Raw genomic sequence first — 21,478 nt, 5'->3', positions numbered from 1 at the left:
TATCTGTGACCAGACCGGTGCTCGCGTGTATCGCCATGAGCAGATGCCGCCACAGAGCGTCGACAGAACCCCGCCATATAACGGCGAAAGCCACACACCAGCCACTGACCCCGCCCTGAAGATGGTGGGTATCGCTAGCCACAGCAGCTCGACCGCCGAGATTCGGCACTCGGGAGGGACCGCGGTTCTTGCTGACCTTGCGCAGTTTCTCCAGGCACGAGTCAGTGCAGCCGGAAGCCGGACGGGCCACCTATCCGACGCTGTCCCGGTGTGCCGGTGCTGTGGAACTGGCCGTGGTCTTGTGGTCACGCGGAGCAGTGCCCGGGGCAAGGATCGCTAGCAAGACTGCGGCTGCGGCGGTGAGGATTGCCAACGTAAGTGTGGCCTGACTGCTGCCGTTGACAAATGCCTCTTTGGCGTAGTCGACCAATGGTTGCGCCATTGGTCCGGCTTGTGCGGCGATCTCTAGGGCGGCGGCCAGGGAGTCGGAGACCGGACCGCGGGCAGGTTCGGGTAACTGAGGCAGGGCGGGTTGGATGTGGCGGGTGTATCCGGCGGCCAGCACGCTGCCGGCCACTGCGATCCCCATCGCAGCGCCGATCTCGCGGGCCGCATCGTTGACTGCGGCGGCGACCCCGTGTTTGCTCTCCGGAGTTTCGGCGATGATCGCGTAGGTCGCTGGGGCTGTGCATAGTCCGAGCCCTGCGCTCATGATCAACAGCGGCCATAGCAGGTCGAGGTAACGTGCGTCGACGGTCATCCGGCTGACCAGCATCAGGCCAACTGCGATGGTCGCCAGACCGGCGACGGTCATCACTCGTAGTCCAAATCGCTGTGACAGTCGGGGGGCGATCACCGAGATCACGATCAGGGGGACCGTCATCGGCACCAATCCCAACGCCGAGGCCAGCGGTCCGTATCCCAGGATCAGTTGCAGGTACTGCACCAGGAGTAGGAATACCCCGAAAGTGACCAAGAATTGGATGGCCACCGACAACGAGCCGGCGCTGAAGCCGCGCTTGGCGAACAACCGAACATCCAACAAGGGGGCCGAGGATCGCAGCTCAATCAGGATAAAAAAGGCTGTCGCCAACATACCGGCCCCGGCGCTGGCGAGAACGATCGGGTCGGCCCAGCCCCGCGCGGGAAACTCGATCGTGGCGAATACGATTCCCGCAACCGCGACTGCAGCTGCCGCCGCGCCCACCCAGTCCACGGGAGGGTGATCATGCTGGCTGGACTCAGCGATCGTGCATGCCAGCGCGGCCAGTAGGGCTCCCGCTGCGGTCAGTCCGACAAATACCGACACCCACGACCAGCGCTCAAGCAGCACCCCGGCGCCGAGGATGCCTAACACTGCTCCGGAGCCGGCGACTCCAGCCCACACACCTACTGCTCGGCCGCGATGAACGGCGGCGAAACCAGCAGTCAGAATCGATAGCGTCGAGGGCATTACCAGTGCAGCGCCCGCCCCGGCAATCGCTCGCGCAGCGATCAACCAGGCCGGGTCAGACAGCAGCAGGGGAAGTGCGGACGCCATGGTGAATATCGCCAGGCCTATTACGAGAACCGCGCGTCTGCCATAGCGGTCACCGATCGCTCCAGCGGGCAGGACCAGGCACGCCAGTACCAGCGTGTAGCCGTCGACGATCCAGGTCAGCTGGGCTTGCGTCGCTCCAGTCTCTACCGCAATCTCCGGTAATGCCGAATACAGCGCGGCCATGGCCGCGACCACCAACGCCACGGCTAGGCACGACACCGTGAGCATCCACCATTCGGCTCGGGTCCACCGGGATGATTCGGTGATGGTCTGTTGGGGTGAGTGCATCGCCGGCCCCTTGCTGTGAGATGGTCGGTCTTGGTCTGAGACAAGTAGTATCACAGTATCCGGCTGGCTGGACAGGTTAGCTTGGACGAGAAGTGACCGTCGGCCGAAGGGGAGAGCGTGAACGACTGGAGTGCTGACCGGCCCGCTACGGACGACGATCAGCTCGATCCGCGACTGCTGCGCTCACGAAAACGATTGCTCGACGCTGCCACGCATCTCCTGAGCACTGGCGGTGTAGAGGCGGTTACCGTCGAGGCGGTCACTCGAATGTCAAAGGTTGCGCGGGCCACGCTCTATCGGCATTTCGGCGGGACCGCCCAGTTGCTTGCGGCGACCTTCGAGCGGCTGTTGCCTCGCGTCGAGGTCTCTGCCGACAGTGGGTCGGTACGAGACCAACTCATCGCGCTTCTCACGGCCCAAGCCGACCTGATTGACCAGGCGCCGCTGAACATTACGACTCTGGCTTGGCTGTCAATCGGATCAGTCGGCGGCGATCCTGCCGATTCGGCCGCGATCACCTCACTGCGCAGTCGAGTCATCGAGGAGTACCGGCAGCCTTTTGACCACATCCTCACACAGCCTGACGTACAGGCGCAGCTCGGCAACATCGACACCACCTTCGCGATTGTTCAACTCCTGGGCCCCGTCGTGTTCGCTCGCCTCACTGGGCTCTGCACGGTCGACCACGACGGATGCGTGCAACTTGTTGATGATTTTCTTGCTGCCCGCAAGCAGGGAGACAAACCCATCCCGGCCGAGTTCGGCCACGATCTGAACCGCCCAGGCGCCGTCGGCGGACCTTGCTGAATCAAGGCGGTCCTTGTTGTTCTGCGCGATGCGCACCTGCTCGCAGGTCAGGCGCAGCCCGAGTTCGAACGAGCTGCGAGCCATTCGGGGAGGTGTCGAGTTCGCACAATCGACACCTCGACACCTTTTACTTGTCATAACGTCTGGTTACCGGACGACACGAGTGCATCGGCGCTTTGCATGCCCGACCGCGTTGTTATCGGTTTCGGGGTCGGCTCGGAGCTGGAGTTCTAGCTTGCAGCCAGTTCCCCGCTCACTCGGAAGGGTGCGTCCGTGGCGGCGGTGATCTGCTCGAGGGTGACACCGTCGACCAGCTCGATCAGGGTCAGGCCGCCGGAGTCGCGGTCGAACACGCCGAGCTCGGTGATGATGCGGTTCACGCATCCCAGCCCGGTCAGGGGCAGGGTGATCTCGGAGACGATCTTGGACGAGCCGTCCTTGGCGACCTGGTCCATGACCACCACGATCCGTCGGGCCCCCACGACGAGGTCCATCGCGCCGCCCATGCCCTTGACCATGGCCCCGGGCACCATCCAGTTGGCGATGTCGCCGGCGGGGTTGACCTGCATCGCCCCCAGGATGGCCACGTCGATCTTGCCGGAGCGGATCATCCCGAAGCTGGTCGCCGAGTCGAAGATCGACGAGCCGGGCAGGGTCGTGACGGTCTCCTTGCCGGCGTTGATCAGGTCCGGGTCCACCTCGTCGGGGTGCGGGTACGGTCCGATACCCAGCAGGCCGTTCTCGGACTGGAGCGTCACCTCGACGCCCTCGGGGACGTAGTTGGGCACTAGAGTCGGCAGGCCGATCCCCAGGTTGACGTACTGCCCGTCGGCCAGCTCCAGTGCCGCGCGGGCGGCCATGGCCTGACGGTCGCGGCGGGCGGGCGTGGCGGTGTTGCTCATCAGCGCTGTCCTTCCGAGGGCGGGTTGGTGGTGGTCTTCTCGATCCACTTGGTCTCGGCGACCTGCTCCGGTGTCAGTTCCACCAGGCGGTGAACGAAGATGCCTGGCAGGTGGATGTCGTCCGGCGCGAGCTGGCCCACCTCGACGATCTTCTCCGCCTCCACGATGCACACGCGGCCGGCCATCGCGGCCAGCGGCGAGAAGTTCCGGGCGGTGAGGTTGAACCGCAGATTGCCGCTGCGGTCGGCCACCGCGGCCCGGATGACGGAGAAGTCCGCCTCGATGGCCTGCTCGAGCACGTAGGTCTGGCCGCGGATCTCACGGGTCTCCTTGGGCGGGGACTGAAGAGCCACGCCACCGTCGGAGTCGTACTTCCATGGCATCCCGCCGTCGGCGACGAAGGTGCCCACGCCGGTGCGGGTGAAAAAGGCCCCGATCCCGGAGCCGCCGGCGCGCATCCGCTCGGCCAACGTGCCCTGGGGGGTCAGTTCGACCTCCAGCTCTCCGGACAGGTACTGGCGGGCGAACTCCTTGTTCTCCCCCACATACGAGGCCACGATGCGGCGCAGCTTGCCGGTCTCGAGAAGGATCCCCAGGCCCTTGCCGTCGACACCGGCGTTGTTGGAGAACACCTCGAAGTCCCCCACATCGCGCGCGGCGAGCGCCTCGATGACGACCTGGGGGATCCCCACCAGTCCGAACCCACCCGCGGCGATCGACGCCCCGGCCGGGATATCCGCGACGGCCTCCGCCGCGGTCATGATCTTGCTGGACATACACTCTGCTTTCCGCTTAACCCGCCGCGGGCTAAGGCGTCGGTGGTGCAACTTTGCGGGGTTTCTTGGGATGCCGTCAGTACGAATTCGTTGTGCGTGCGCGGTTGTCCGCGCAGTTTCTTCTCAGCCAGTCCTCGATCACGGCGGCGAGTTCTTCTGGGCGCTCCGCGGGCAGCATATGGCCTGCGCTCGCGACTACTTGGAAGTCGGCACGCACATCGCGAGCGAACTGTTCCTGCCGCTCGGGAAGAATCACGGTGTCTGATTCAGGCGCGACCACCAGTATCGGTACAGTGGTGTTCCGAACGGTAGTTGTGCGGTCAGGTCGGTTCCCGATGGCGTAGGAATGTGCTTTGAACCGTTGCAAGCCGTACGTTCGGACAGATCGACGCCGCGCGTCTCGCATTGCTGTGTCGGCAGCGTGGGTCGGGTGGTACACCTTCGGCATCAGTTCGACGGCGAAGTCGATATAGTCCGATTCGGTATCGAGTCGATCTGCTTTTTTCCGCCGTGCGTCGGCTTGCTCCGGGGTGTCGGCTCCGAGCGATGATGCGACGAGCACCAAGTGAGTGACAAGCCGCGGATTCCGTTCGAGCATGGCCATCGCAACCGCCCCGCCGAAGGAGTGCCCCACCAGCACTCCTGGAGGTGCGGATTCGGCAACGTCGTCGGCGATTTCTTCCACTGAGCTGAGTGGCTGGAGGTCCGGAGCGAATGAGCGCTTCACCAGTCCATCGAGTGATCTGATCACGGGTGCCCATACAGTGGCATCGTTGTTCATTCCATGCAAGAAGGTGAAGGTCATTGGGGAGTCGTCGGCTGTCGGACCAGCTGGTCGCTCCGATGGTGTCGGACGCATCATTGCTCTGTCGCGGCGAAGTCGATGGCTGCCTCCGGCGTGTTGATCGAGTCAATCCCGACTGTGCGGAATGAGTCGCCATATGCGATGCCTGCCAACTCGGAAGCATTTCGGTTTTCGCCCTCGAGACGGTCACCCTCCACCCAGCATGCATGGGTGCCCACTGAGATGCGCTCGGGAAGAACGATCGTGCAGACGGGCCCGGCGGCGATGTCGTCAGCGCGTAGGATCAGACACTCTGATCGGTCCTGGCCGACATCGGTGACGAAATTGATGAGATAGCCGTCGTCTTCGGCTGAGGCGCCTACCGCGCGTGCGATGCAGGACTCGCTTCCGAACCGCCCCTCGCCGTATTCGAAGCGCGCGGAATTGCCAGTCGCGAGGTCGTACTTTTTGACTCCGGCCATCAGCCACTCGTTCGGTACGAATAGTGAATTATACGAGTACCGGTACTTGATCCCGTTGTAGTCGCTTGACACGACTGGGAACTCGGTGACTTCGTCGTCAAGTGAGAACTCGCGGGTTTCACCGGTGCGCAGGTTGAACATCCACCTGTACATGTGCGTGTGCGTGGCGTGCTTGTCCAGTTGACGTCTGATCTTGGCGAAGACGTTGGTGTTATCGCCCACCGGCGGCTTGACCGGGTTGTCCCAGATGCAGCCGTCCTGGATCACCCAGTCGCCGTCCTCGTAGCAGTTGGTCAGGTGCATCACCCAGCATGGTTTGGTCTCGAACCAGCGGATGTCCTCGCTGCGGCCGAAGCGTGGGATGATCCCGAAACGCGAGGGCATGTCGCGGTGGAACTCGAGCTTGCGTGTGCCCTGCTTGAGCAGCTTGGGGTCGAAGAAATAGGGCAGGTCATGCAGGATCGAGTAGTTCTTGGTCATGCCCATGTCGTGTGGCCAGCGTGCGCCTGGCAGCTCGATTGGCACGTAGTGCACTAGCTTGTTGGCCTTGGAGATCACGCCGTAGTGCATGTGCGGGAACTTTTCAGGGTAGTTGAAGAAAATCATGTCGCCGGTCTCGTGGTCCACCTTGTAGTGGGACGAGAGACCGTCTGGTACTAGGCGCCCCCACTCGTGCGCTCCGTGGGTCTCAAGCGTGTCGGGGCTCAGGGCCCAGGGCTCGCTGCCTTGGGACATTGACGCGATGAGGTGGCCGGCGTGAGCATTGATGTCCGTGCCCGCGTTGTCCTTCATTACTCCCATCGAGCCCCATCCGCGACGCTGGTAGTCACCCGGCTGTAGGAGGCCAGGCCACAGTGATTTCTTAGCGCCCTGCTCGGCAAGGAAGCCGGTCGTCCGGACGAAACGGTTTCGATACTCGACCTTGCCGTCTTCGAAGCGGATGGCATGCAGCATGCCGTCTCCGTCGAACGGGTGGTAAATGCCCAGGGGTGCCTGAGCTTGGTTGTGCGTGTTACGCACGTACATGCCGAAGAGGTCTTTGGGGACCTCTCCGGTGATCGTGAGCTCGTCGTGTGTTGCATCGAGCTCGTTCCGTTGTGCCTTGAACGGCCCCTGTAGGAAGGGGTTATCGGTCTCATGCTCGTGAGGGACGCTGATGTAAAGGGGATCGTGGTCAGACATCGCAGATTCTCTTCCTTGCCGTCGGAATGTTGAGCCAGCGGCTCAATACAGCGAGTGTGCAACAACGGAATCTATAAGTACACGATTGATTGCATATAGATATCAATGTGTGCTATTGTGATGTTTGGCACAAGTTGTTGGTTGGGCGCTTAGGGGTTGCGCGTGTGCTGGTTGGCGCTCGCGTTACGCCGTACCTGCTCATCTCACGGCTGGAGCGGCAGTCGTGCCAGGAAAGGGGGCCCGGGTGGAACTTCGACACCTCGCAGGGTTCGTGGGGGTGGCCACGCATCTTCACTTCGGGCGTGCGGCAGCACAGCTCCATATTGCGCAGCCGGCACTGAGTCAGCAGGTGGCCGCACTCGAGAAAGAACTCGGCGTCACCTTGTTTCAGCGCAGCACGCGGTCGGTGAGTCTTACTCAGGCCGGGGAGCAACTTCTCCCAGTTGCTCTGCGCATTCTTGACGACGTCGAGACTGCCAAGCTCGTTGTCCAGGCCCCAGATGGTGTAGTCGGTCGGGTGAGTCTGGGCTTTGCTGGAGCAAGTGCCCACAACGTGGTCCCACAAGTCACTCGCGCTGTCCGCGCCGCCTACCCGGGGATTCGTCTGAGCCTGCTCGGCCAGATGTACTCTGGCGAGGTTATCCACCGAGTTGATTCGCGGAAAATGGATCTCGGCCTCGTGCGACTTCCCGTCAAGCATTCACAGATCGAGACCTTCGTCGTGCAGCTGGAATCGTTGATTGCTGCTCTTCCGTCCGACCATCCACTGGCCGAGAAGGACAGCATCGACGTCGCGGACTTGGCCGACAGTCCGTTCGTCACATTTCCCGGCACGGGGGGGTCCAGCGTCCGCGATGCCCTTATCCGGGTGACGCATGAGGCGGGATTCACACCGAGGATTGTCCAGGAGGCGCCAGACTCGCTGACCATCCTCGATCTCGTCGCCGCGGGGGTGGGCGTCACCATCACCGTCTCATCCGTCCTTCATCTGCGGCGATCCGGAGTGGTGTGCAAGCCCCTGCGCGGCGCGCTGCCACGAATCGAATCAGCGCTCGCCTGGCGTAGGGACAATGAGTCACCAGCCCTGCGAGCGGTCATCGAGGTCGCTCGCGCCACCATTCCTACCCCTCTCGACGCGGATCGATAAGCCAAAGGCATGACTGTTCCGCCGAATAAGTATTGGACTTGCATGGCCATTTCCTGAAAGTGTCGTAGGTCACGGAGCACTGACGCAGCGTGACTGCCGACCGAACAGGAGATGACGCCGATGCCCACTACGCTTCCGCACTTTCGAGAAGCCGGCGAGGGGGAGACGACCGTCTTCCTTTTGCACGGCGCATACGGTGATGGGCGCTACTTTCGTCGACTGCAAGATCACCTCGCGGACGGCGGCCGGCGCGTTGTCGCCTGGGACTGCCCGGGGTACGGGGTGAGCGCTTCGCCGGCGTCCGCCACGGTGGAAGGGTTTGCTGATGCGGCTATCGGCATGATCGATGCACTCGGCACGAGCCGAAACGTGGTGCTGGGTCATTCGATGGGATCGTTGATCGCGCCGCTCGCAGTCAACGCGACCTCGCGGACTGTCAGCGGGGTGGTGTTGTCGGCAGCGTCGGCAGGATTCAAAGCTCGTACGGCAGAGGATCAGGACCGATTCCTACACGAACGACTGGATCCCATTCGGCAGGGCATGACCGTGGCCGAGTACGCGCCCAAGCTGCTCCGGAAGATGATGGGGCCTGGAGCAGCGGGTAAGGACGTTGACCTGGTCGTGCAGGTCATTTCCGAGATGGACACTGACGTCTTCGAGCGTTCTCTGACTGCGCTGACCAAGTACGACGGTCGGCCGGCACTACGCGAACTCGCTGTGCCAACGCTATTGATCGCGGGCGAGTGTGACACCGCGTGCCCGCCGGCGGGGATGCGGGTCATAGACGACCTTGTTGCTGACTCGAGATTCCACGAACTCAGCGGTGTGGGCCATTATGGGTTTGCCGAGGACTTCGACCGCTATTCCGCCCTTGTAGATCAATTCCTTGCCGAGGTGGACGGATGATGAGGCAATCCGGTCGCTACCTTAAACAAAACTGGGCTACTCCGGCGGCGGTACTGACATTTCTGCTCCTGCTATGGATCGGTTCGCTCACTCTGCCGCGGTTCATCTTCCCTACTGTGGGCGAAATTCTTTCGTCTGTGGTGACAATCGTGACCACGTTGTACGAGCCTTTGTTTATCACGCTTGGCCGGTATGTGGTGGCGCTCGCGGCAGCCGTGGTGGCCGGATGGGCTATTGGTCTCTTGATGGGCGCCTTTCGTCAATACTTCGGGCGTTACATGCGACAGGTCACGGCGATCATCCAGGCTATTCCCGCGCTCTCATGGGTTTTGCTCGCGGTGTTGTGGATCGAGAATATCGAACTCCGCATCTTCTTCACGACATTTCTGATCGCTTTCCCGTTCTTCGTCATCGCGGTGTACGAAGGCATCCGCGACATGGACAAGGATCTGCTTGAGGCGATTGATCAATTCCGCCCGAACCGTTGGCAGGTTCTGCGCATCTTGCTGGTGCCGCAGTCCTTTGTCACGCTCATAATGACGTTGCGTTCCACGGCCGCAATGACTCTGAAACTACTGGTGTTCTTCGAGCTCATCGGCGCCAGCAACGGTGTCGGTCAGCAATTCAGCAAGGCGCAGGCGACCTACCAGGTCGACATGATCCTTGGCTGGACCATCATCCTCGTGATCATCAACTTCATCATCCTGAGAATCATAGATCTGGCCGAGAAGCGGATCCTCCGCTGGCGTACCGAGGCGGTAGTGCGATGACTCAATCTGATACAAATGTTTTGCCTGACACCGTGATATCGTTTGATAAGGTCCAGCATTACTTTGGCGATCTGCTCGCTGTGGAAGGCCTGAACCTTCAGGTCCGGCGAGGAGAGCGCATTGCCATCCTCGGACGTACCGGTGCCGGCAAGTCGACGCTTCTCAACCTGCTGATCGGCAACATGGCGCCTACCAGCGGGACGGTCCGGATCGACAATTTCGATCCGTATGTGCAGCATAAGAAGCTGCAAGGCCGAATCGGTATGGCATTTCAGCAGGCACGTCTTATGCCGTGGCGGACAGCCCTTGACAATGTGTGCGTCGGTGGCGAGATCCTCGGCCAGGGCCGTGGTGAGCGTGAGCGGGCGGGCAGGTACTGGCTCGAGAAGATGCATCTCGGGGATTCTTTTGACCTCTACCCGAATCAATTATCAGGCGGAATGCGTCAGCGAGTGTCGTTGGCCCGGGCTTTCGCCGTCCAACCGGTTTTCGTACTTCTCGATGAGAGCTTCTCCGCACTGGACGAGGTCACCGCGAAGACGCTGCGGAAAGATTTCGTCGAGTTGGCGGATGAGGAAGAAATCACGTCGATCATCGTCACCCACAACATCGAAGAGGCCTTCGATCTGGCCCACAGGGTCATCCTGCTAGGCCGCCCCGCCAAGATTCTGAGGGAGTACCAGGTGCGAGATGTCGCTCCCGTGGGCACCCCGGAGTTCGCTGAGGTCAGGCGCGAGATACAGAACATCATGCTCGACCCCGGTAGCTCCACGGACGTCTGACCTACAAACGAGAAGAGAACCCTATGAAGAAAATTCTGTCCGCTGTGGTCGCGGTGGCCACAGCCGTCACATTCGCCGGATGTTCCGCTGGCGAGGCCGATCCCTCCGACAACACCATCGTGTTGGGGCAGTGGAACGCCGGAACCATCGCGACAACGTCGCTCACCAGCCGGTATCTGGCTGAGAACACCGAGCTACTGGCCGAGCACGACATTTCGATCGAATACAAGGAATACACGAACCTCCAAGCCCTCTACACGGACCTATCGCGAGGCCGGGTCGACGCGGTGGTTGGGGGCCCGGAGTCTTTCGCGTCTAGCGCCGTCCAGGGAGCGCCCATCCGACTCGCCGGTTCGTTCGCCAGGTCGAACGCCGCCGTGCTCTCCCAGGGGGCCGAGCTGACCACGGACAACCTACGTGGCCGCCGCATGGTCGCGCCGTCGACGACCGGTACATGGTCAAACGTGCAACTGCAGATTCTCGACAAGACCGGTCTGGACGCTGATACGGACTACGAGGTAGTTAACGGCGACAGCTCCTCGACCGCGATCCAGCAACTCGCAGCCGGTACCGCGGACTTTGCGATGGGGTGGGGAGAGGCGCTTTTTGAGGCCAAGCAGCGCTTTCCCAATGTCAAGATCGTGGCCGACGCTGACGAGCTTGCGAACGGCAAGAAGCCGTTCATCCAGTTCGTCGTAGCAGTCAACGATGAGAAGGTTGACTCGTCTGTCTCGGACCGCCTTATGGACGCCTACGCAGAGCAGGCTGACTGGATGCTCGCTCACGCCGACCAGGTCAACGAGCGCGCTGTGGAAGGAGGCCGAGCGCCAGGCGTCGTCAAGGAGCTCATCGAGTCCGGCGCAATCAACTTCGATGTCAAGGCCTTCCCTGGCCCGGAAGCCGACGAGCTCAAAGCGACGCTGCAATCCATGGTCGATCAGGGCGTGATCACTGAGATGCCCGGCAATGAGTTCTTTGGAATGGAGGACTGAAAGCATGAGTAGTCTCACTGACCGAGTGATACTCATTACTGGCGCCGGGCGCGGGCAGGGGCTCGCGCACGCTGAAGCGGCGGCCGCCAGTGGCGCGATCGTGCAGATGACGGACGTTGACGGCGAACGAGGTGAGAAAGAGGCCAACCGGCTCCGTGCTGCCGGTCTCGACGCGACGTTTCACCACCTGGATGTCTCCGACGCGCAGGAATGGACCTCAGTCGTCACGGATGTCATCGACCGACATGGCCGCATTGACGGCTTGGTGAACAATGCTGGGATCTCGCTGGGCGGAACGGTCCTCGACACGACGCCTGAGATCTGGAACGCCGTCATTGGCGTCAATCAAGTAGGAGTTTGGCTCGGCATGGCGACCGTCGCCCCGCATATGGTCGACGCGCGAAGCGGCGCGATCGTCAACATCGCCTCAACTCTCGGCAAGTTCGCGTCCGAGGTGTCTTTCGCCTATCAGGCGACCAAGGGCGCGGTGCGCATGATGTCCAAGAGTGCCGCGCTGGCCTTGGGGAGTCACGGCATTCGGGTGAATACCATCCTGCCCGGACTGGTCGACACCGACTTCATCGCCAAGCAGAAAGCTGCAGGCGCAATCAATCAATCAGTTGGACGGATTCCGATCGGACGAATCGGTGAGCCAGCTGAAATCTCTGAGGCGGTGCTCTTTCTGCTGAGCGACGGTGCCTCGTATATCAGCGGTGCGGAACTCGTCGTCGACGGTGGGTTGATCGCTGGCTCGACCGGGAGTCTCAAGCCGAAGGTTGATCCGAAGTGACCCGTTTTATCGCACCGGATGCCGAACGTCTTGCCCGGACTCTGGTCGATGCCCGGATTCCGGAAGCCGAGCATTCATTTATCGCCGGTAGCTGGCTCGAGGGAGAGGGTGAGCCATTCGAGGTTCGGACGCCGATCACCGGGGACTCTCTGGCCTGGTTGCGCCCGGCTTCGCCATCCCAAGTGACTCGAGCCGCCGCGTCAGCAAAAGAGGCGCAGCCGGCCTGGGCCGCGATGAAGGCGCGCGACCGTGCTCGCATGCTCGAGCATGCCGCAGAGCTGATGGTTGCCGACCTGGATCGTCTCGCCACCCTTGTGGCCCTCGACAACGGCAAAACTTACTCAGGTGCGCGGGGAGACGTTCTCGGATGTGCCGAGTTCTTGCGCTCGGCCGCCGGGTGGGCCACGCGCCTCTTCGGGGCGACACTGCCCACGGGCGGTGACGTCGAGGCCATGACCTGGATCGAACCAGTTGGTGTGGTGGGCGTGGTGATGCCCTTCAATGCACCGCTCATCTTCTGCGGGATGAAGATCGCTCCAGCGCTGGCCACGGGCAACACGGTCGTGGCCAAGGCCCCGGAACAGGCGCCTCTCGCCGTTGTCGAGTTTGTCCGCTGCCTCGAACAGGCAGGCGTCCCGCCGGGGGTGGTCAATCTCGTGCACGGAGGTGCGTCGGTGGGGTCGCAGATCATCGACGCGCCGCAGGTGACGATGGTGACGTTCACAGGCAGCAGCACGGTGGGTGCACTCGTGGGTGCGCAGGCCACCCGCCAACTCAAAAAGGTGCTGCTGGAGTTGGGCGGTAAATCCGCGAACATTGTCTACGAGGATGCGCCGTTCGACGCGGCGGTAGCCGGATCTGCGACCGCCATCTTCCGCAATGCCGGACAGCGCTGCTTTTCGGGATCACGCCTGCTAGTGCAGGAATCGATCGCCGAGGCGTTCATCGCGAAGCTGGTTGAAACAGCTGAGGGAATCGCCGTAGGTGACCCTTTCCACCCGCAGACACAGGTCGCCTGCCTCGTCTCACGTGATGACGTGGAGCGGGTGCAAGCGATTGTTGACGACGCGGTCTCGGCGGGCGCTCACCTCCTGTGTGGCGGCACGGCAGCTGCTGTTCAGGGGGCTTTCTATCGCCCCACGATCCTGGAGATACCGAGTGGGGTCAACTGCTCCGCGCTCACCGAAGAGACCTTCGGACCGGTGTTAGTGGTCCAACGATTCACGGATGCGGACGACGCCATCGCGATGGCCAATGATTCGGAGTACGGCCTCGCTGGTGGCTGCTGGACCTCGAATCTGGCGACCGCGATGCGTACCGCTCGGAAGGTCAACACGGGGTTCTTCTGGATAAACGGCTACGGCGCCAGCGGCGGTACCGAGGCGACGATAGGTGGGCGGGGCGCGTCCGGCATCGGCACCGAGAAGGGCCTCGAGGGCATTAGGGAGTACACCGTGGTCAAGACAGTGGTGCTGCCAGCCGGTCTGGAGTCCGTGGCCACCGAAATCTGACGGTGACATCGGAGGCACCCTCGGCGCCGCGCTACTGCGTGACACGCTGCGTTCCTCTTCGGCCATAGCGTGGCCACCGACGCAGGATCTCATATATGCAAGAGCGTTATGTCAGAAGTGGCTAATTGATATTGGACCATTAACAATGGGTGGGTGATAGTAGATCTATGAACACGAATGCCGATGTTCCAGAAGACGTTCTATCCGAGGTCGTGAGGCAGATTCGTCGCTTCGTCAGAGACGTGGTGGTCCCACGAGAGGCGGAAATCGCGGATCTCGATGCGATCCCGGACGACATCCGCGAGGCAGCACGGGCAATGGGTCTGTTCGGCTACGCAATTCCCCAGCAATGGGGCGGATTGGGGCTCGACCTCGCGCAAGATGTCGAGGTCGCGATGGAGCTCGGCTACACCTCGCTCGCGCTTCGCTCGATGTTCGGCACGAACAACGGAATCGCAGGGCAGGTCCTCGTCGGATTCGGCACCGACGAGCAGAAAGCGGATTGGCTTGAGGGGATCGCTTCCGGTGAGATCGTCGCGTCATTCGCGTTGACCGAGTCCGGCGCAGGGTCCAATCCGGCAGGCCTATGCACGCGGGCAGTACGCGATGGGGACGACTGGGTCATTAGCGGCCAGAAGCGGTTCATCACCAATGCGCCGCTCGCGGATCTGTTCGTCGTGTTCGCCAGAACGCGTCCGGCGGACGAGGACGGCACCGGCATCGCCGTCTTTCTCGTGCCATCAGGCGCGCCAGGGTTGTCGGTGGGAAGCCCGGACAAGAAGATGGGTCAAGCAGGTTCGTGGACGGCAGACGTCCACTTCGACGCCGTCCGGGTTCCTGCGTCTGCCCTGGTCGGCGGCAACGAGGACGCCGGCTACTCCGCCGCGATGACCTCACTGGCGAGGGGCCGGGTACATATCGCGGCACTCGCGGTCGGTCAGGCCCAGCGCGCCCTGGATGAGTCGGTCGCATACGCGGCGTCAGTCACCCAGGGGGGTACGCCGATCGGGAGCTTTCAGCTGGTTCAGGCGATGCTTGCTGATCAACAGACCGGCGTTTCCGCCGGGCGGGCGCTGGTCCGGGACGCGGCGGCCAAATGGGTGTCGGGGGAGGACCGCCGGTTGGCCCCCTCGATAGCAAAGCTCTACTGCACAGAAATGGTGGGGAGAGTGGCCGACTTAGCGGTCCAGGTACACGGGGGTAGCGGTTACATGCGAGAGGTACCGGTCGAACGCATCTATCGCGATGTGCGGCTACTGCGACTGTATGAGGGCACCAGCGAGATCCAGCGACTGATCATCGGTGGGGGATTGGTTCGCGCAGCCCAGAAGGCCAATCGATGACGAGCACAAGTCTTCCGCTAGACGGTGTAACCGTTGTTGCTCTAGAACAAGCAGTCGCAGCCCCGCTGGCGACTCGGAACCTCGCTGACCTTGGAGCGCGCGTTATCAAGGTGGAACGCATCGACGGTGGAGACCTCGCCCGTGGATACGACACCGGAGTGCATGGCACCGGAGCACATTTTGTCTGGCTCAATCGCGGGAAAGAGTCGGTCGCCATCGATTTGAAGACGGACGCCGGACGCGATGCGGTTCGGCGACTTGTCAGCCGAGCTGACGTGTTCATACAGAACCTCGCGCCCGGAGCTGCCGAACGTCTAGGGCTCGGTTCCGGCGCCCTGCGCGCCGAACAACCGGAGCTGATCACCGTAGACCTCTCAGGTTTCGGACGCGGTGGGCCGTTTGAGGACCGCAAAGCCTACGACATGCTGATCCAAGCGGAAGCCGGCCTCATCTCGATCACCGGAACCCCCGATACGCCAGTCAAGACCGGCATCCCGACCGCAGACATCGCATCCGGGATGTACTGCGCCCAGGCCGTGCTAGCGGCGCTCTTTCGTCGAACCAGAACCGGTGAGGGCGCCGCCGTTGAGGTGTCGATGCTCGAAGCCACCGTCGAGTGGATGGGGCACGCCGTCTACACCCGCAAGTATGCGGGAGTGCAGCCACCACGGATGGGACTGAGCCACGTTTCGATCTCGCCGTACGATGCCTACCCCACCAGCGACGGACAGGTACTAATCGGTGTGCAGAGCGAATCGGGGTGGCGTTCGCTCGCACGCGATGTACTCGGTGCCCCGGAGCTGATCGATGATCCGCGGTTTGTGTCGAACATCGAACGCGTCCGGAACCGCTCGGATTGTGATGCGGAAGTCGGAGCGCGTACCGCGCGATGGACGAGCGAAGAGCTCGACGCCCGACTCGTGGCGGCAGGTATACCCGCGGCGCAGATCAAGGACGTTGGACAGACCGTTGACCATCCTCAACTCCGCGCACGGAACCGGTGGCGAACGATCCCAACCGAGTTCGCAACGGTGGAGGCGTTGCTCCCTCCGGTGACCTTTGACGATGTCGATGCGGCCATGGGTGCGGTTCCCGCACTCGGAGAACACACCCGTGACCTGCTCGCTGAGGTCGGCTTGGGCACCCACACCGTCCACGAACTGGTGGCGACTGGAGTGGTTCACCAAGCCAGCGTGCACTCGCCGGTGCAGGCGCACTGACCAGACTCCACAACTACGAAAGGGCAGGGACATGCTGACAGGACGTACAGCGGTGATCACCGGCGGTGCGCAAGGCATCGGATTGGCGATCGCGCAGACTTTCGCCGGGCACGGCGCCCGAGTGGTGATCGGAGACCTTGACGGCGAGAAGGCGCGGATCGCAGCGCAGACGCTGGGTGGCGACGCTCATGGTTTCCGCTGCGACGTCGCCTCGTCTGAGGACGTGGCCGACCTGCTTGCCCAGACGACCGGCATCTTCGGCTCCCTCGACATCATGGTCAACAACGCAGGAATCACGCGGGACGCCACTATGCGCAACATGACCGACGAGCAGTTCGACGACGTCATCAGGGTGCACCTACGGGGATGCTGGAACGGAACTCGCCAAGCCGCTGCACTCATGCGAGAGGCGAGCGGTGGATCAATCATCAATCTCTCATCGATCTCAGGAAAGGTGGGCTTCGTCGGACAAACAAACTATTCCGCGGCGAAAGCCGGGATAGTGGGTCTGACCAAGGCTGCCGCCAAAGAAGTGGCGCACGTAGGCGTGCGAATCAACGCCATCCAGCCCGGCCTCATCCGGACCGCGATGACTGAGGCGATGACCGAGAAGGTATGGGACCAGAAAATGGCTGAAATACCCATGCAGCGAGCCGGCGAGCCTTCGGAGGTGGCGTCCGTGGCGCTCTTCTACGCATCTGATATGTCGTCATACATGACCGGCACAGTTGCCGAAGTGACTGGTGGCAGGCACATCTGAGCTCAGGAAAGAGAGAATTCAACATGGCGCTCCGGACCTTCGCCAGCGTCGCTGAGATCCACGAGGCGCTCGGTCAGCAGATTGGGCCGACTGAGTGGTTCACGATCGACCAGGACCGTATCGACTCTTTCGCCGACGCGACAAACGATCATCAGTGGATTCACTGCGATGTCGAGCGGTCAGCTATTGGCCCCTATGGCACAACGATAGCCCACGGCTATCTCACACTGTCGCTGCTGCCGGCTCTCTCGGCAGAGCTATACACAATCGAAGCAGGTTCGGCTCGTATAAATTATGGCAGCAATAAGGTCCGATATCCACAAGCGGTCCGAGCCGGAGACAGAATACGGTTGATCGCCACGATCAAAGATTTTCGATCGGAATCCGAGAATATGTTTCTCACGGTCAGTTATCTGGTCGAGATCGACGGTGGTGACAAGCCCGCCCTCGCCGCCGAGACTGTAACGCTGATACTTTCGTGAACCCCGTGCAGATAGATACTTGAACGCCCGGTCCTGACTCGAGGAGCCACCAATGCCCGATGCAGTAATCTGCGAACCGCTTCGTACTCCCGTCGGCCGCTTCGGCGGAGTATTCCGAGGCCTCGCTCCCGAGGATCTCGCAGCAACCGTTATTGCCGAAATCGTCTCTCGTGCCGGCCTAGTCGGCGCGGACATCGACGACGTCATACTCGGTCAGGCCTCTCCCAACGGGGAGGCTCCCGCGATCGGCCGCGTCGCCGCGTTGAACGCTGGCCTTGGCGAATCCGTGCCCGGCCTCCAAGTCGACCGTCGGTGTGGCTCCGGGCTGCAAGCGATTATTACTGCTGTCATGCAAGTCCAATCCGGAAACAGCGACCTGATCCTAGCTGGCGGCGTTGAGTCAATGAGCCAGGCCGAGTTTTACACCACAGGAATGCGATACGGGGTTCGGAGCGAATCCGTCACCCTCAGCGACCGGCTGGCCCGGGCCCGAGTCACAGCCGGGGGGCGAAACTTCCCAGTTCCCGGTGGCATGATCGAGACTGCTGAGAACCTCCGTGCCGAGTTTGCCATAAGCAGAGGCGACCAAGATGCCCTGGCGGCACAATCTCACCAGCGCGCCGTCGCCGCTCAGGAGAGCGGCGCATTCGCCGCAGAAATAGTTCCGATATCAGTGCCGCAGCGCAGAGGGGATCCACTAAAGATCGACACTGATGAGCATCCCCGCCCAAATACGAGCATCGAATCCCTTGCGAAGTTACCTGCGATCCGGTCCAAAGTGGACCCTGACTCGACCGTGACCGCCGGTAACTCGAGCGGGCAGAATGATGGCGCGGCAATCGCGATCGTCACCACTTCAGAGATGGCTGCGCGCCTCCAACTGCGCCCCCTGGCTCGGTTAGCTGGCTGGGCGGTGGCGGGCGTGCCTCCACGGACGATGGGCATCGGACCGGTGCCCGCAACAGAGAAGGTGCTGACCCGGCTAGGGCTCTCGCTTGCAGATATGGACGTCATCGAACTCAACGAGGCGTTTGCAGCACAGGCGCTTGCGGTGACCCGAATGTGGGGTCTCGCGTCTGACGATCCACGCCTCAACCCGAATGGTTCGGGTATCTCCCTTGGACATCCGGTCGGAGCGACCGGTGCCCGCATTCTTGCTACGTTGCTGCGAGAACTCGATCGCCGAGATGGGCGTTACGGACTCGAAACGATGTGCATCGGGGGCGGCCAAGGCTTAGCCGCAATATTCGAGCGCGCAACTTAGTCGAAAGAAACTACCAGGCACGAGTTCGCCTCTCAGCCACAGTACAGTGCGAGCGCGCAGTGACTTTAGCTTACTGATCTGTCTACTGATTGAATGCTGGGTTGTTAGGTGCTGATTTCCTGACGAGGTCGGGACAGGGAGACCTCGTGTACACCTTCAGGGCCTGCCTCTACGCGCTGCTAAAGGTTCGGCGAACGATTCATCTGATGCGCTACTCAGGCAGTAGCGTTACAGAATACAAGCTGTAGGTAACGACGGGACATCACGGTGATGAAAGCGCTCGGTGGAAGCCGACGGTCTCACCGCGCCAGCAGCCCCTTGGCGATGTGGGTCACCTGGATCTCGTTGCTACCGGCGTAGATCATGAGGGACTTGGCGTCGCGGGCAAGTTGCTCCACCCGGTACTCGGCCATGTAGCCGTTACCGCCGAACAGCTGCACGGCGTCCATCGCCACGTCCGTGGCAGCTTCGGAGGAGTACAACTTCATGGCCGAGGCCTCCGCAAGTGACAGCGGCTTGCGGGCCCGGGCGCGCTCGATCGAGTGGAAGACCATGTTCTGCACGTTGATCCGCGCGATCTCCATCTTGGCGAGCTTGAGCTGGATGAGCTGGAATTTCCCGATCTCCTGGCCCCACAGCGTCCGCTCGCGCGCGTAGTCGATGCACAGTCGGCGGCACTCTTCGATGATCCCGAGCGCCATGATGGCCACGCCCGTCCGCTCCGCCGTGAAACTCGACCGCGCCGACTCGCGCCCGTCCCCGCCGCGGCCCTCCTCGGACTCGCCGAGCAGCCGGTCGCGGCCCAGGCGGACGTCGTTGAAGAACAGCTCGCCGGTGGGGGAACTGTGCAGTCCCATCTTGGCGAAAGGTGCACTCTGGGTCAGCCCTTCCATGCCCTTGTCCAGCACAAAGGTGAGAACCTTGCGGTTGCGCTTCTCCTCAGCAGACGCGCCGCCGGACGAACCGCCCGCGCCGCCCTCGTCGAGCTTGGCGTAGACGATCATCACGTCCGCGTACGGGCCGTTGGTGATGAACGTCTTCTGGCCGTTGAGGATGTAATCCTCGCCGTCGCGCCGCACATAAGTCCGCATCCCGCCGAACGCGTCGGAGCCCGAGTCCGGCTCCGTGATGGCCCACGAGGCCACCTTCTCCACGGTCACGATCCCCGGCAGCCAGCGTTCCTTCTGTGCCAGCGTCCCCCGCGACATGATGGTCGTGGCCCCCAGCCCGAGGCTCACCCCGAGCGCCGACACCAGGCCCATGCACACACCGGCCAGCTCGCTGGTCACCACGGCCATGAGCGAGTCCTGGCCCTCGAACGCGCCGCCACCGCTCCCGGTGTCGGAAGTGCCGGCGGCGTTGTCGTCGTCACCACCTGCGACGGAGCCGCCCGCGGGCGTGCCACCGTACGCGCCACCCTGTGCCTCGCCGGAGGCCTTTGCCCGCTCCCGGGCCAGCATCTTCTCCACACCGTCGCGTGCCATGGCGTCGATTCCGAACTCGGCGAACAACTTCCGAATGGTCGGATACGGCGGGATCTCGCCGCTCTCCAACGCGTCGAGGTTCGGGCGGATCTCCTTGTCGATGAAGGCCCGCACGGCGTCGCGGATCATCAGGTCGGTCTCGGACCACTCGTACATCGGCGTCTCGTCTCCTCGGTGCTGTTCTGCAACACGTTCCCGGCCAGTCTGGACCGGCCCCGTGGTGGCCGCGGGCGTTTGGCCCAGACGGCCGTCCAAGTCCGGCACACTCTGGGATATGAGTGGCAACCTTGACCCGACCGCCAGCACCACCGCCAGCAGCGCGGGCCGTCCCGCCGGCCGCGGCCAGTTGGGTCGCGTCGGACTGTGGACCGGCTCCCTCGAGGGTCTGACGCCCGCGCAGCTCCCCGATGTCCTCGGCGAGCTCGATGACCAGGGCTGGGGCTCGCTCTGGTTCGGCGAGGCCGTGGGCCGGGAGGCGTTCACCGCCGCCCAGATGTATCTCGGCGCGACGCGACGCATGGTGATCGGCACCGGCATCGCCAACATCTACGGCCGCGACGCCTCCGCAGCCGGCGCGGCCGCCCGCACGCTCGAAGCGCTCCACCCGGGCCGGTTCGTGCTGGGTCTGGGCGTCTCGCACGCGCCGCTGGTCGAGCGGCATCGCGGGCACCTCTACGGCCGACCGCTCGCGGCGATGCGCGAGTACCTCGACGCACTCGACGGCACGCGCGCGCTCGCCGCGGGTGAGGACGTGATGCCGCCGGTCGTGCTCGCCGCGCTGGGCCCGAAGATGCTGGAGTTGGCGCGCGACCGCACCGCCGGCGCGCACCCGTACCTGACGTTGCCCGAGCACACCGCCCAGGCGCGCGAGATCCTCGGCGGGACCGCCGACGACGGCCCGGCCCTGGTCGTGGAGACCGCCGCGGTGGTGGCCGAGGGGGTCGACGATGACGACGAGCTCTGGCGTTCCCGCGCCCACGACCACCTGAACGTCTACACGGGTCTGCCGAACTATCGGAACTCGTGGACCCGGCAGGGGTTCGATGAGTCCGACTACGTGCGCGGGGGCAGCGACCGGCTCAGGGCGGCGCTGGTCACGCGCGGGCTGGAGACCACGCGGGCGCGGGTGCAGGAGCATCTCGATGCCGGCGCCTCGACCGTGCTCGTGCAGGTGCTGGGTGAGAACGTGCTGGTCCCGCCGGTGGCGGACTGGCGTCTGGCCGCGCAGGCGCTGCTCGGCTGACGCGCGGCTCCGGCCCGGTCCGG

General features: G+C 62.9%; 20 protein-coding genes. 14 read left to right on the top strand and 6 right to left on the bottom strand.

What is annotated here, in order from left to right:
* Positions 1-250: 250 nt before the first annotated feature.
* Positions 251-1,828, bottom strand: coding sequence for an MFS transporter (locus ACWIFB_RS04465; protein WP_031264631.1), 1,578 nt, complete (start codon positions 1,826-1,828; stop codon positions 251-253).
* A 117-nt stretch (positions 1,829-1,945) separates the two neighbouring features.
* Between ACWIFB_RS04465 and ACWIFB_RS04460 the strand changes: the two genes are divergently transcribed.
* A complete protein-coding gene (locus tag ACWIFB_RS04460) occupies positions 1,946-2,635 on the top strand; it encodes a TetR/AcrR family transcriptional regulator (RefSeq protein ID WP_061230162.1) in 690 nt (229 codons plus the stop codon).
* A gap of 230 nt (positions 2,636-2,865) precedes the next feature.
* Here ACWIFB_RS04460 and ACWIFB_RS04455 read toward each other — a convergent pair whose 3' ends face one another.
* From ACWIFB_RS04455 to ACWIFB_RS04440, 4 genes are all read right to left on the bottom strand, one after another.
* Complete coding sequence (locus ACWIFB_RS04455; RefSeq protein WP_454057458.1) at positions 2,866-3,537, bottom strand: 3-oxoacid CoA-transferase subunit B; 672 nt, start codon at positions 3,535-3,537, stop codon at positions 2,866-2,868.
* Positions 3,537-4,313 (bottom strand): CoA transferase subunit A, encoded by a 777-nt coding sequence (locus ACWIFB_RS04450; RefSeq protein WP_454057457.1) that lies wholly within the window; start codon positions 4,311-4,313, stop codon positions 3,537-3,539. The genes ACWIFB_RS04455 and ACWIFB_RS04450 overlap by 1 nt, the downstream gene beginning before the upstream one ends.
* 76 nt (positions 4,314-4,389) lie before the next feature.
* Entirely contained in the window at positions 4,390-5,118 is a 729-nt protein-coding gene (locus tag ACWIFB_RS04445) for an alpha/beta fold hydrolase (protein ID WP_454057456.1), read from the bottom strand.
* Between the two features lie 53 nt (positions 5,119-5,171).
* Positions 5,172-6,761 (bottom strand): carotenoid oxygenase family protein, encoded by a 1,590-nt coding sequence (locus ACWIFB_RS04440; RefSeq protein WP_454057455.1) that lies wholly within the window; start codon positions 6,759-6,761, stop codon positions 5,172-5,174.
* A gap of 223 nt (positions 6,762-6,984) precedes the next feature.
* Between ACWIFB_RS04440 and ACWIFB_RS04435 the strand changes: the two genes are divergently transcribed.
* The 12 genes from ACWIFB_RS04435 (at position 6,985) to ACWIFB_RS04380 (ending at position 18,728) form a co-directional block, all read left to right on the top strand.
* The gene (locus ACWIFB_RS04435; protein ID WP_454057454.1) at positions 6,985-7,908 is read left to right on the top strand and encodes a LysR family transcriptional regulator; all 924 of its coding nucleotides are present in this window, start codon (positions 6,985-6,987) and stop codon (positions 7,906-7,908) included.
* A 120-nt stretch (positions 7,909-8,028) separates the two neighbouring features.
* Positions 8,029-8,814, top strand: coding sequence for an alpha/beta fold hydrolase (locus ACWIFB_RS04430; RefSeq protein ID WP_454057453.1), 786 nt, complete (start codon positions 8,029-8,031; stop codon positions 8,812-8,814).
* Positions 8,814-9,584: an ABC transporter permease gene (locus ACWIFB_RS04425; RefSeq protein ID WP_454057452.1), complete on the top strand. Its 771-nt coding sequence runs from the start codon at positions 8,814-8,816 to the stop codon at positions 9,582-9,584. The genes ACWIFB_RS04430 and ACWIFB_RS04425 overlap by 1 nt, the downstream gene beginning before the upstream one ends.
* On the top strand, positions 9,581-10,366 hold the full coding sequence (locus ACWIFB_RS04420; RefSeq protein WP_454057451.1) for an ABC transporter ATP-binding protein: 786 nt from the start codon (positions 9,581-9,583) through the stop codon (positions 10,364-10,366). Before ACWIFB_RS04425 ends, ACWIFB_RS04420 begins: the two co-directional genes overlap by 4 nt.
* 23 nt (positions 10,367-10,389) lie before the next feature.
* Entirely contained in the window at positions 10,390-11,358 is a 969-nt protein-coding gene (locus ACWIFB_RS04415; protein ID WP_454057450.1) for an ABC transporter substrate-binding protein, read from the top strand.
* Between the two features lie 4 nt (positions 11,359-11,362).
* Positions 11,363-12,148, top strand: a complete 786-nt coding sequence (locus ACWIFB_RS04410; RefSeq protein ID WP_454057449.1) for an SDR family NAD(P)-dependent oxidoreductase — start codon at positions 11,363-11,365, stop codon at positions 12,146-12,148.
* Complete coding sequence (locus ACWIFB_RS04405) at positions 12,145-13,659, top strand: aldehyde dehydrogenase family protein (RefSeq protein WP_454057448.1); 1,515 nt, start codon at positions 12,145-12,147, stop codon at positions 13,657-13,659. The genes ACWIFB_RS04410 and ACWIFB_RS04405 overlap by 4 nt, the downstream gene beginning before the upstream one ends.
* Positions 13,660-13,826: 167 nt before the next feature.
* Positions 13,827-15,002, top strand: coding sequence for an acyl-CoA dehydrogenase family protein (locus ACWIFB_RS04400; protein ID WP_454057447.1), 1,176 nt, complete (start codon positions 13,827-13,829; stop codon positions 15,000-15,002).
* Positions 14,999-16,222: a CaiB/BaiF CoA transferase family protein gene (locus ACWIFB_RS04395; RefSeq protein ID WP_454057446.1), complete on the top strand. Its 1,224-nt coding sequence runs from the start codon at positions 14,999-15,001 to the stop codon at positions 16,220-16,222. Before ACWIFB_RS04400 ends, ACWIFB_RS04395 begins: the two co-directional genes overlap by 4 nt.
* 31 nt (positions 16,223-16,253) lie before the next feature.
* Complete coding sequence (fabG, locus tag ACWIFB_RS04390; protein ID WP_454057445.1) at positions 16,254-16,982, top strand: 3-oxoacyl-ACP reductase FabG; 729 nt, start codon at positions 16,254-16,256, stop codon at positions 16,980-16,982.
* 23 nt (positions 16,983-17,005) lie between these two features.
* Positions 17,006-17,464, top strand: a complete 459-nt coding sequence (locus ACWIFB_RS04385) for a MaoC family dehydratase (RefSeq protein ID WP_454057444.1) — start codon at positions 17,006-17,008, stop codon at positions 17,462-17,464.
* A 52-nt stretch (positions 17,465-17,516) separates the two neighbouring features.
* The gene (locus tag ACWIFB_RS04380) at positions 17,517-18,728 is read left to right on the top strand and encodes an acetyl-CoA C-acetyltransferase (RefSeq protein ID WP_454057443.1); all 1,212 of its coding nucleotides are present in this window, start codon (positions 17,517-17,519) and stop codon (positions 18,726-18,728) included.
* 299 nt (positions 18,729-19,027) lie between these two features.
* On the opposite strand, the gene ACWIFB_RS04375 is transcribed toward ACWIFB_RS04380, so the two are convergent.
* A complete protein-coding gene (locus tag ACWIFB_RS04375; RefSeq protein ID WP_454057442.1) occupies positions 19,028-20,368 on the bottom strand; it encodes an acyl-CoA dehydrogenase family protein in 1,341 nt (446 codons plus the stop codon).
* A gap of 118 nt (positions 20,369-20,486) precedes the next feature.
* On the opposite strand from ACWIFB_RS04375, the gene ACWIFB_RS04370 reads away from it, so the two are divergent.
* Positions 20,487-21,455 carry a TIGR03620 family F420-dependent LLM class oxidoreductase gene (locus tag ACWIFB_RS04370; RefSeq protein ID WP_454057441.1) on the top strand — a complete coding sequence of 323 codons (969 nt, stop codon included), beginning with the start codon at positions 20,487-20,489 and terminating at the stop codon, positions 21,453-21,455.
* Positions 21,456-21,478 lie beyond the last annotated feature (23 nt).

The organism is Dietzia sp. NPDC055340 (assembly GCF_053645335.1).
The sequence above is the reverse complement of the archived record's forward strand: the minus strand, read 5'-3'. Positions and strand labels throughout refer to the sequence as shown.

What these genes read in the sequence shown, in the direction of transcription:
- ACWIFB_RS04465 (WP_031264631.1), bottom strand. Translation starts at nt 1,828, where the DNA reads ATGCACTCACCCCAACAGACCATCACCGAATCATCCCGGTGGACCCGA.
- ACWIFB_RS04455 (WP_454057458.1), bottom strand. Translation starts at nt 3,537, where the DNA reads ATGAGCAACACCGCCACGCCCGCCCGCCGCGACCGTCAGGCCATGGCC.
- ACWIFB_RS04450 (WP_454057457.1), bottom strand. Translation starts at nt 4,313, where the DNA reads ATGTCCAGCAAGATCATGACCGCGGCGGAGGCCGTCGCGGATATCCCG.
- ACWIFB_RS04445 (WP_454057456.1), bottom strand. Translation starts at nt 5,118, where the DNA reads ATGACCTTCACCTTCTTGCATGGAATGAACAACGATGCCACTGTATGG.
- ACWIFB_RS04440 (WP_454057455.1), bottom strand. Translation starts at nt 6,761, where the DNA reads ATGTCTGACCACGATCCCCTTTACATCAGCGTCCCTCACGAGCATGAG.
- ACWIFB_RS04430 (WP_454057453.1), top strand. Translation starts at nt 8,029, where the DNA reads ATGCCCACTACGCTTCCGCACTTTCGAGAAGCCGGCGAGGGGGAGACG.
- ACWIFB_RS04425 (WP_454057452.1), top strand. Translation starts at nt 8,814, where the DNA reads ATGAGGCAATCCGGTCGCTACCTTAAACAAAACTGGGCTACTCCGGCG.
- ACWIFB_RS04420 (WP_454057451.1), top strand. Translation starts at nt 9,581, where the DNA reads ATGACTCAATCTGATACAAATGTTTTGCCTGACACCGTGATATCGTTT.
- ACWIFB_RS04415 (WP_454057450.1), top strand. Translation starts at nt 10,390, where the DNA reads ATGAAGAAAATTCTGTCCGCTGTGGTCGCGGTGGCCACAGCCGTCACA.
- ACWIFB_RS04410 (WP_454057449.1), top strand. Translation starts at nt 11,363, where the DNA reads ATGAGTAGTCTCACTGACCGAGTGATACTCATTACTGGCGCCGGGCGC.
- ACWIFB_RS04400 (WP_454057447.1), top strand. Translation starts at nt 13,827, where the DNA reads ATGAACACGAATGCCGATGTTCCAGAAGACGTTCTATCCGAGGTCGTG.
- ACWIFB_RS04395 (WP_454057446.1), top strand. Translation starts at nt 14,999, where the DNA reads ATGACGAGCACAAGTCTTCCGCTAGACGGTGTAACCGTTGTTGCTCTA.
- fabG (WP_454057445.1), top strand. Translation starts at nt 16,254, where the DNA reads ATGCTGACAGGACGTACAGCGGTGATCACCGGCGGTGCGCAAGGCATC.
- ACWIFB_RS04385 (WP_454057444.1), top strand. Translation starts at nt 17,006, where the DNA reads ATGGCGCTCCGGACCTTCGCCAGCGTCGCTGAGATCCACGAGGCGCTC.
- ACWIFB_RS04380 (WP_454057443.1), top strand. Translation starts at nt 17,517, where the DNA reads ATGCCCGATGCAGTAATCTGCGAACCGCTTCGTACTCCCGTCGGCCGC.
- ACWIFB_RS04375 (WP_454057442.1), bottom strand. Translation starts at nt 20,368, where the DNA reads ATGTACGAGTGGTCCGAGACCGACCTGATGATCCGCGACGCCGTGCGG.
- ACWIFB_RS04370 (WP_454057441.1), top strand. Translation starts at nt 20,487, where the DNA reads ATGAGTGGCAACCTTGACCCGACCGCCAGCACCACCGCCAGCAGCGCG.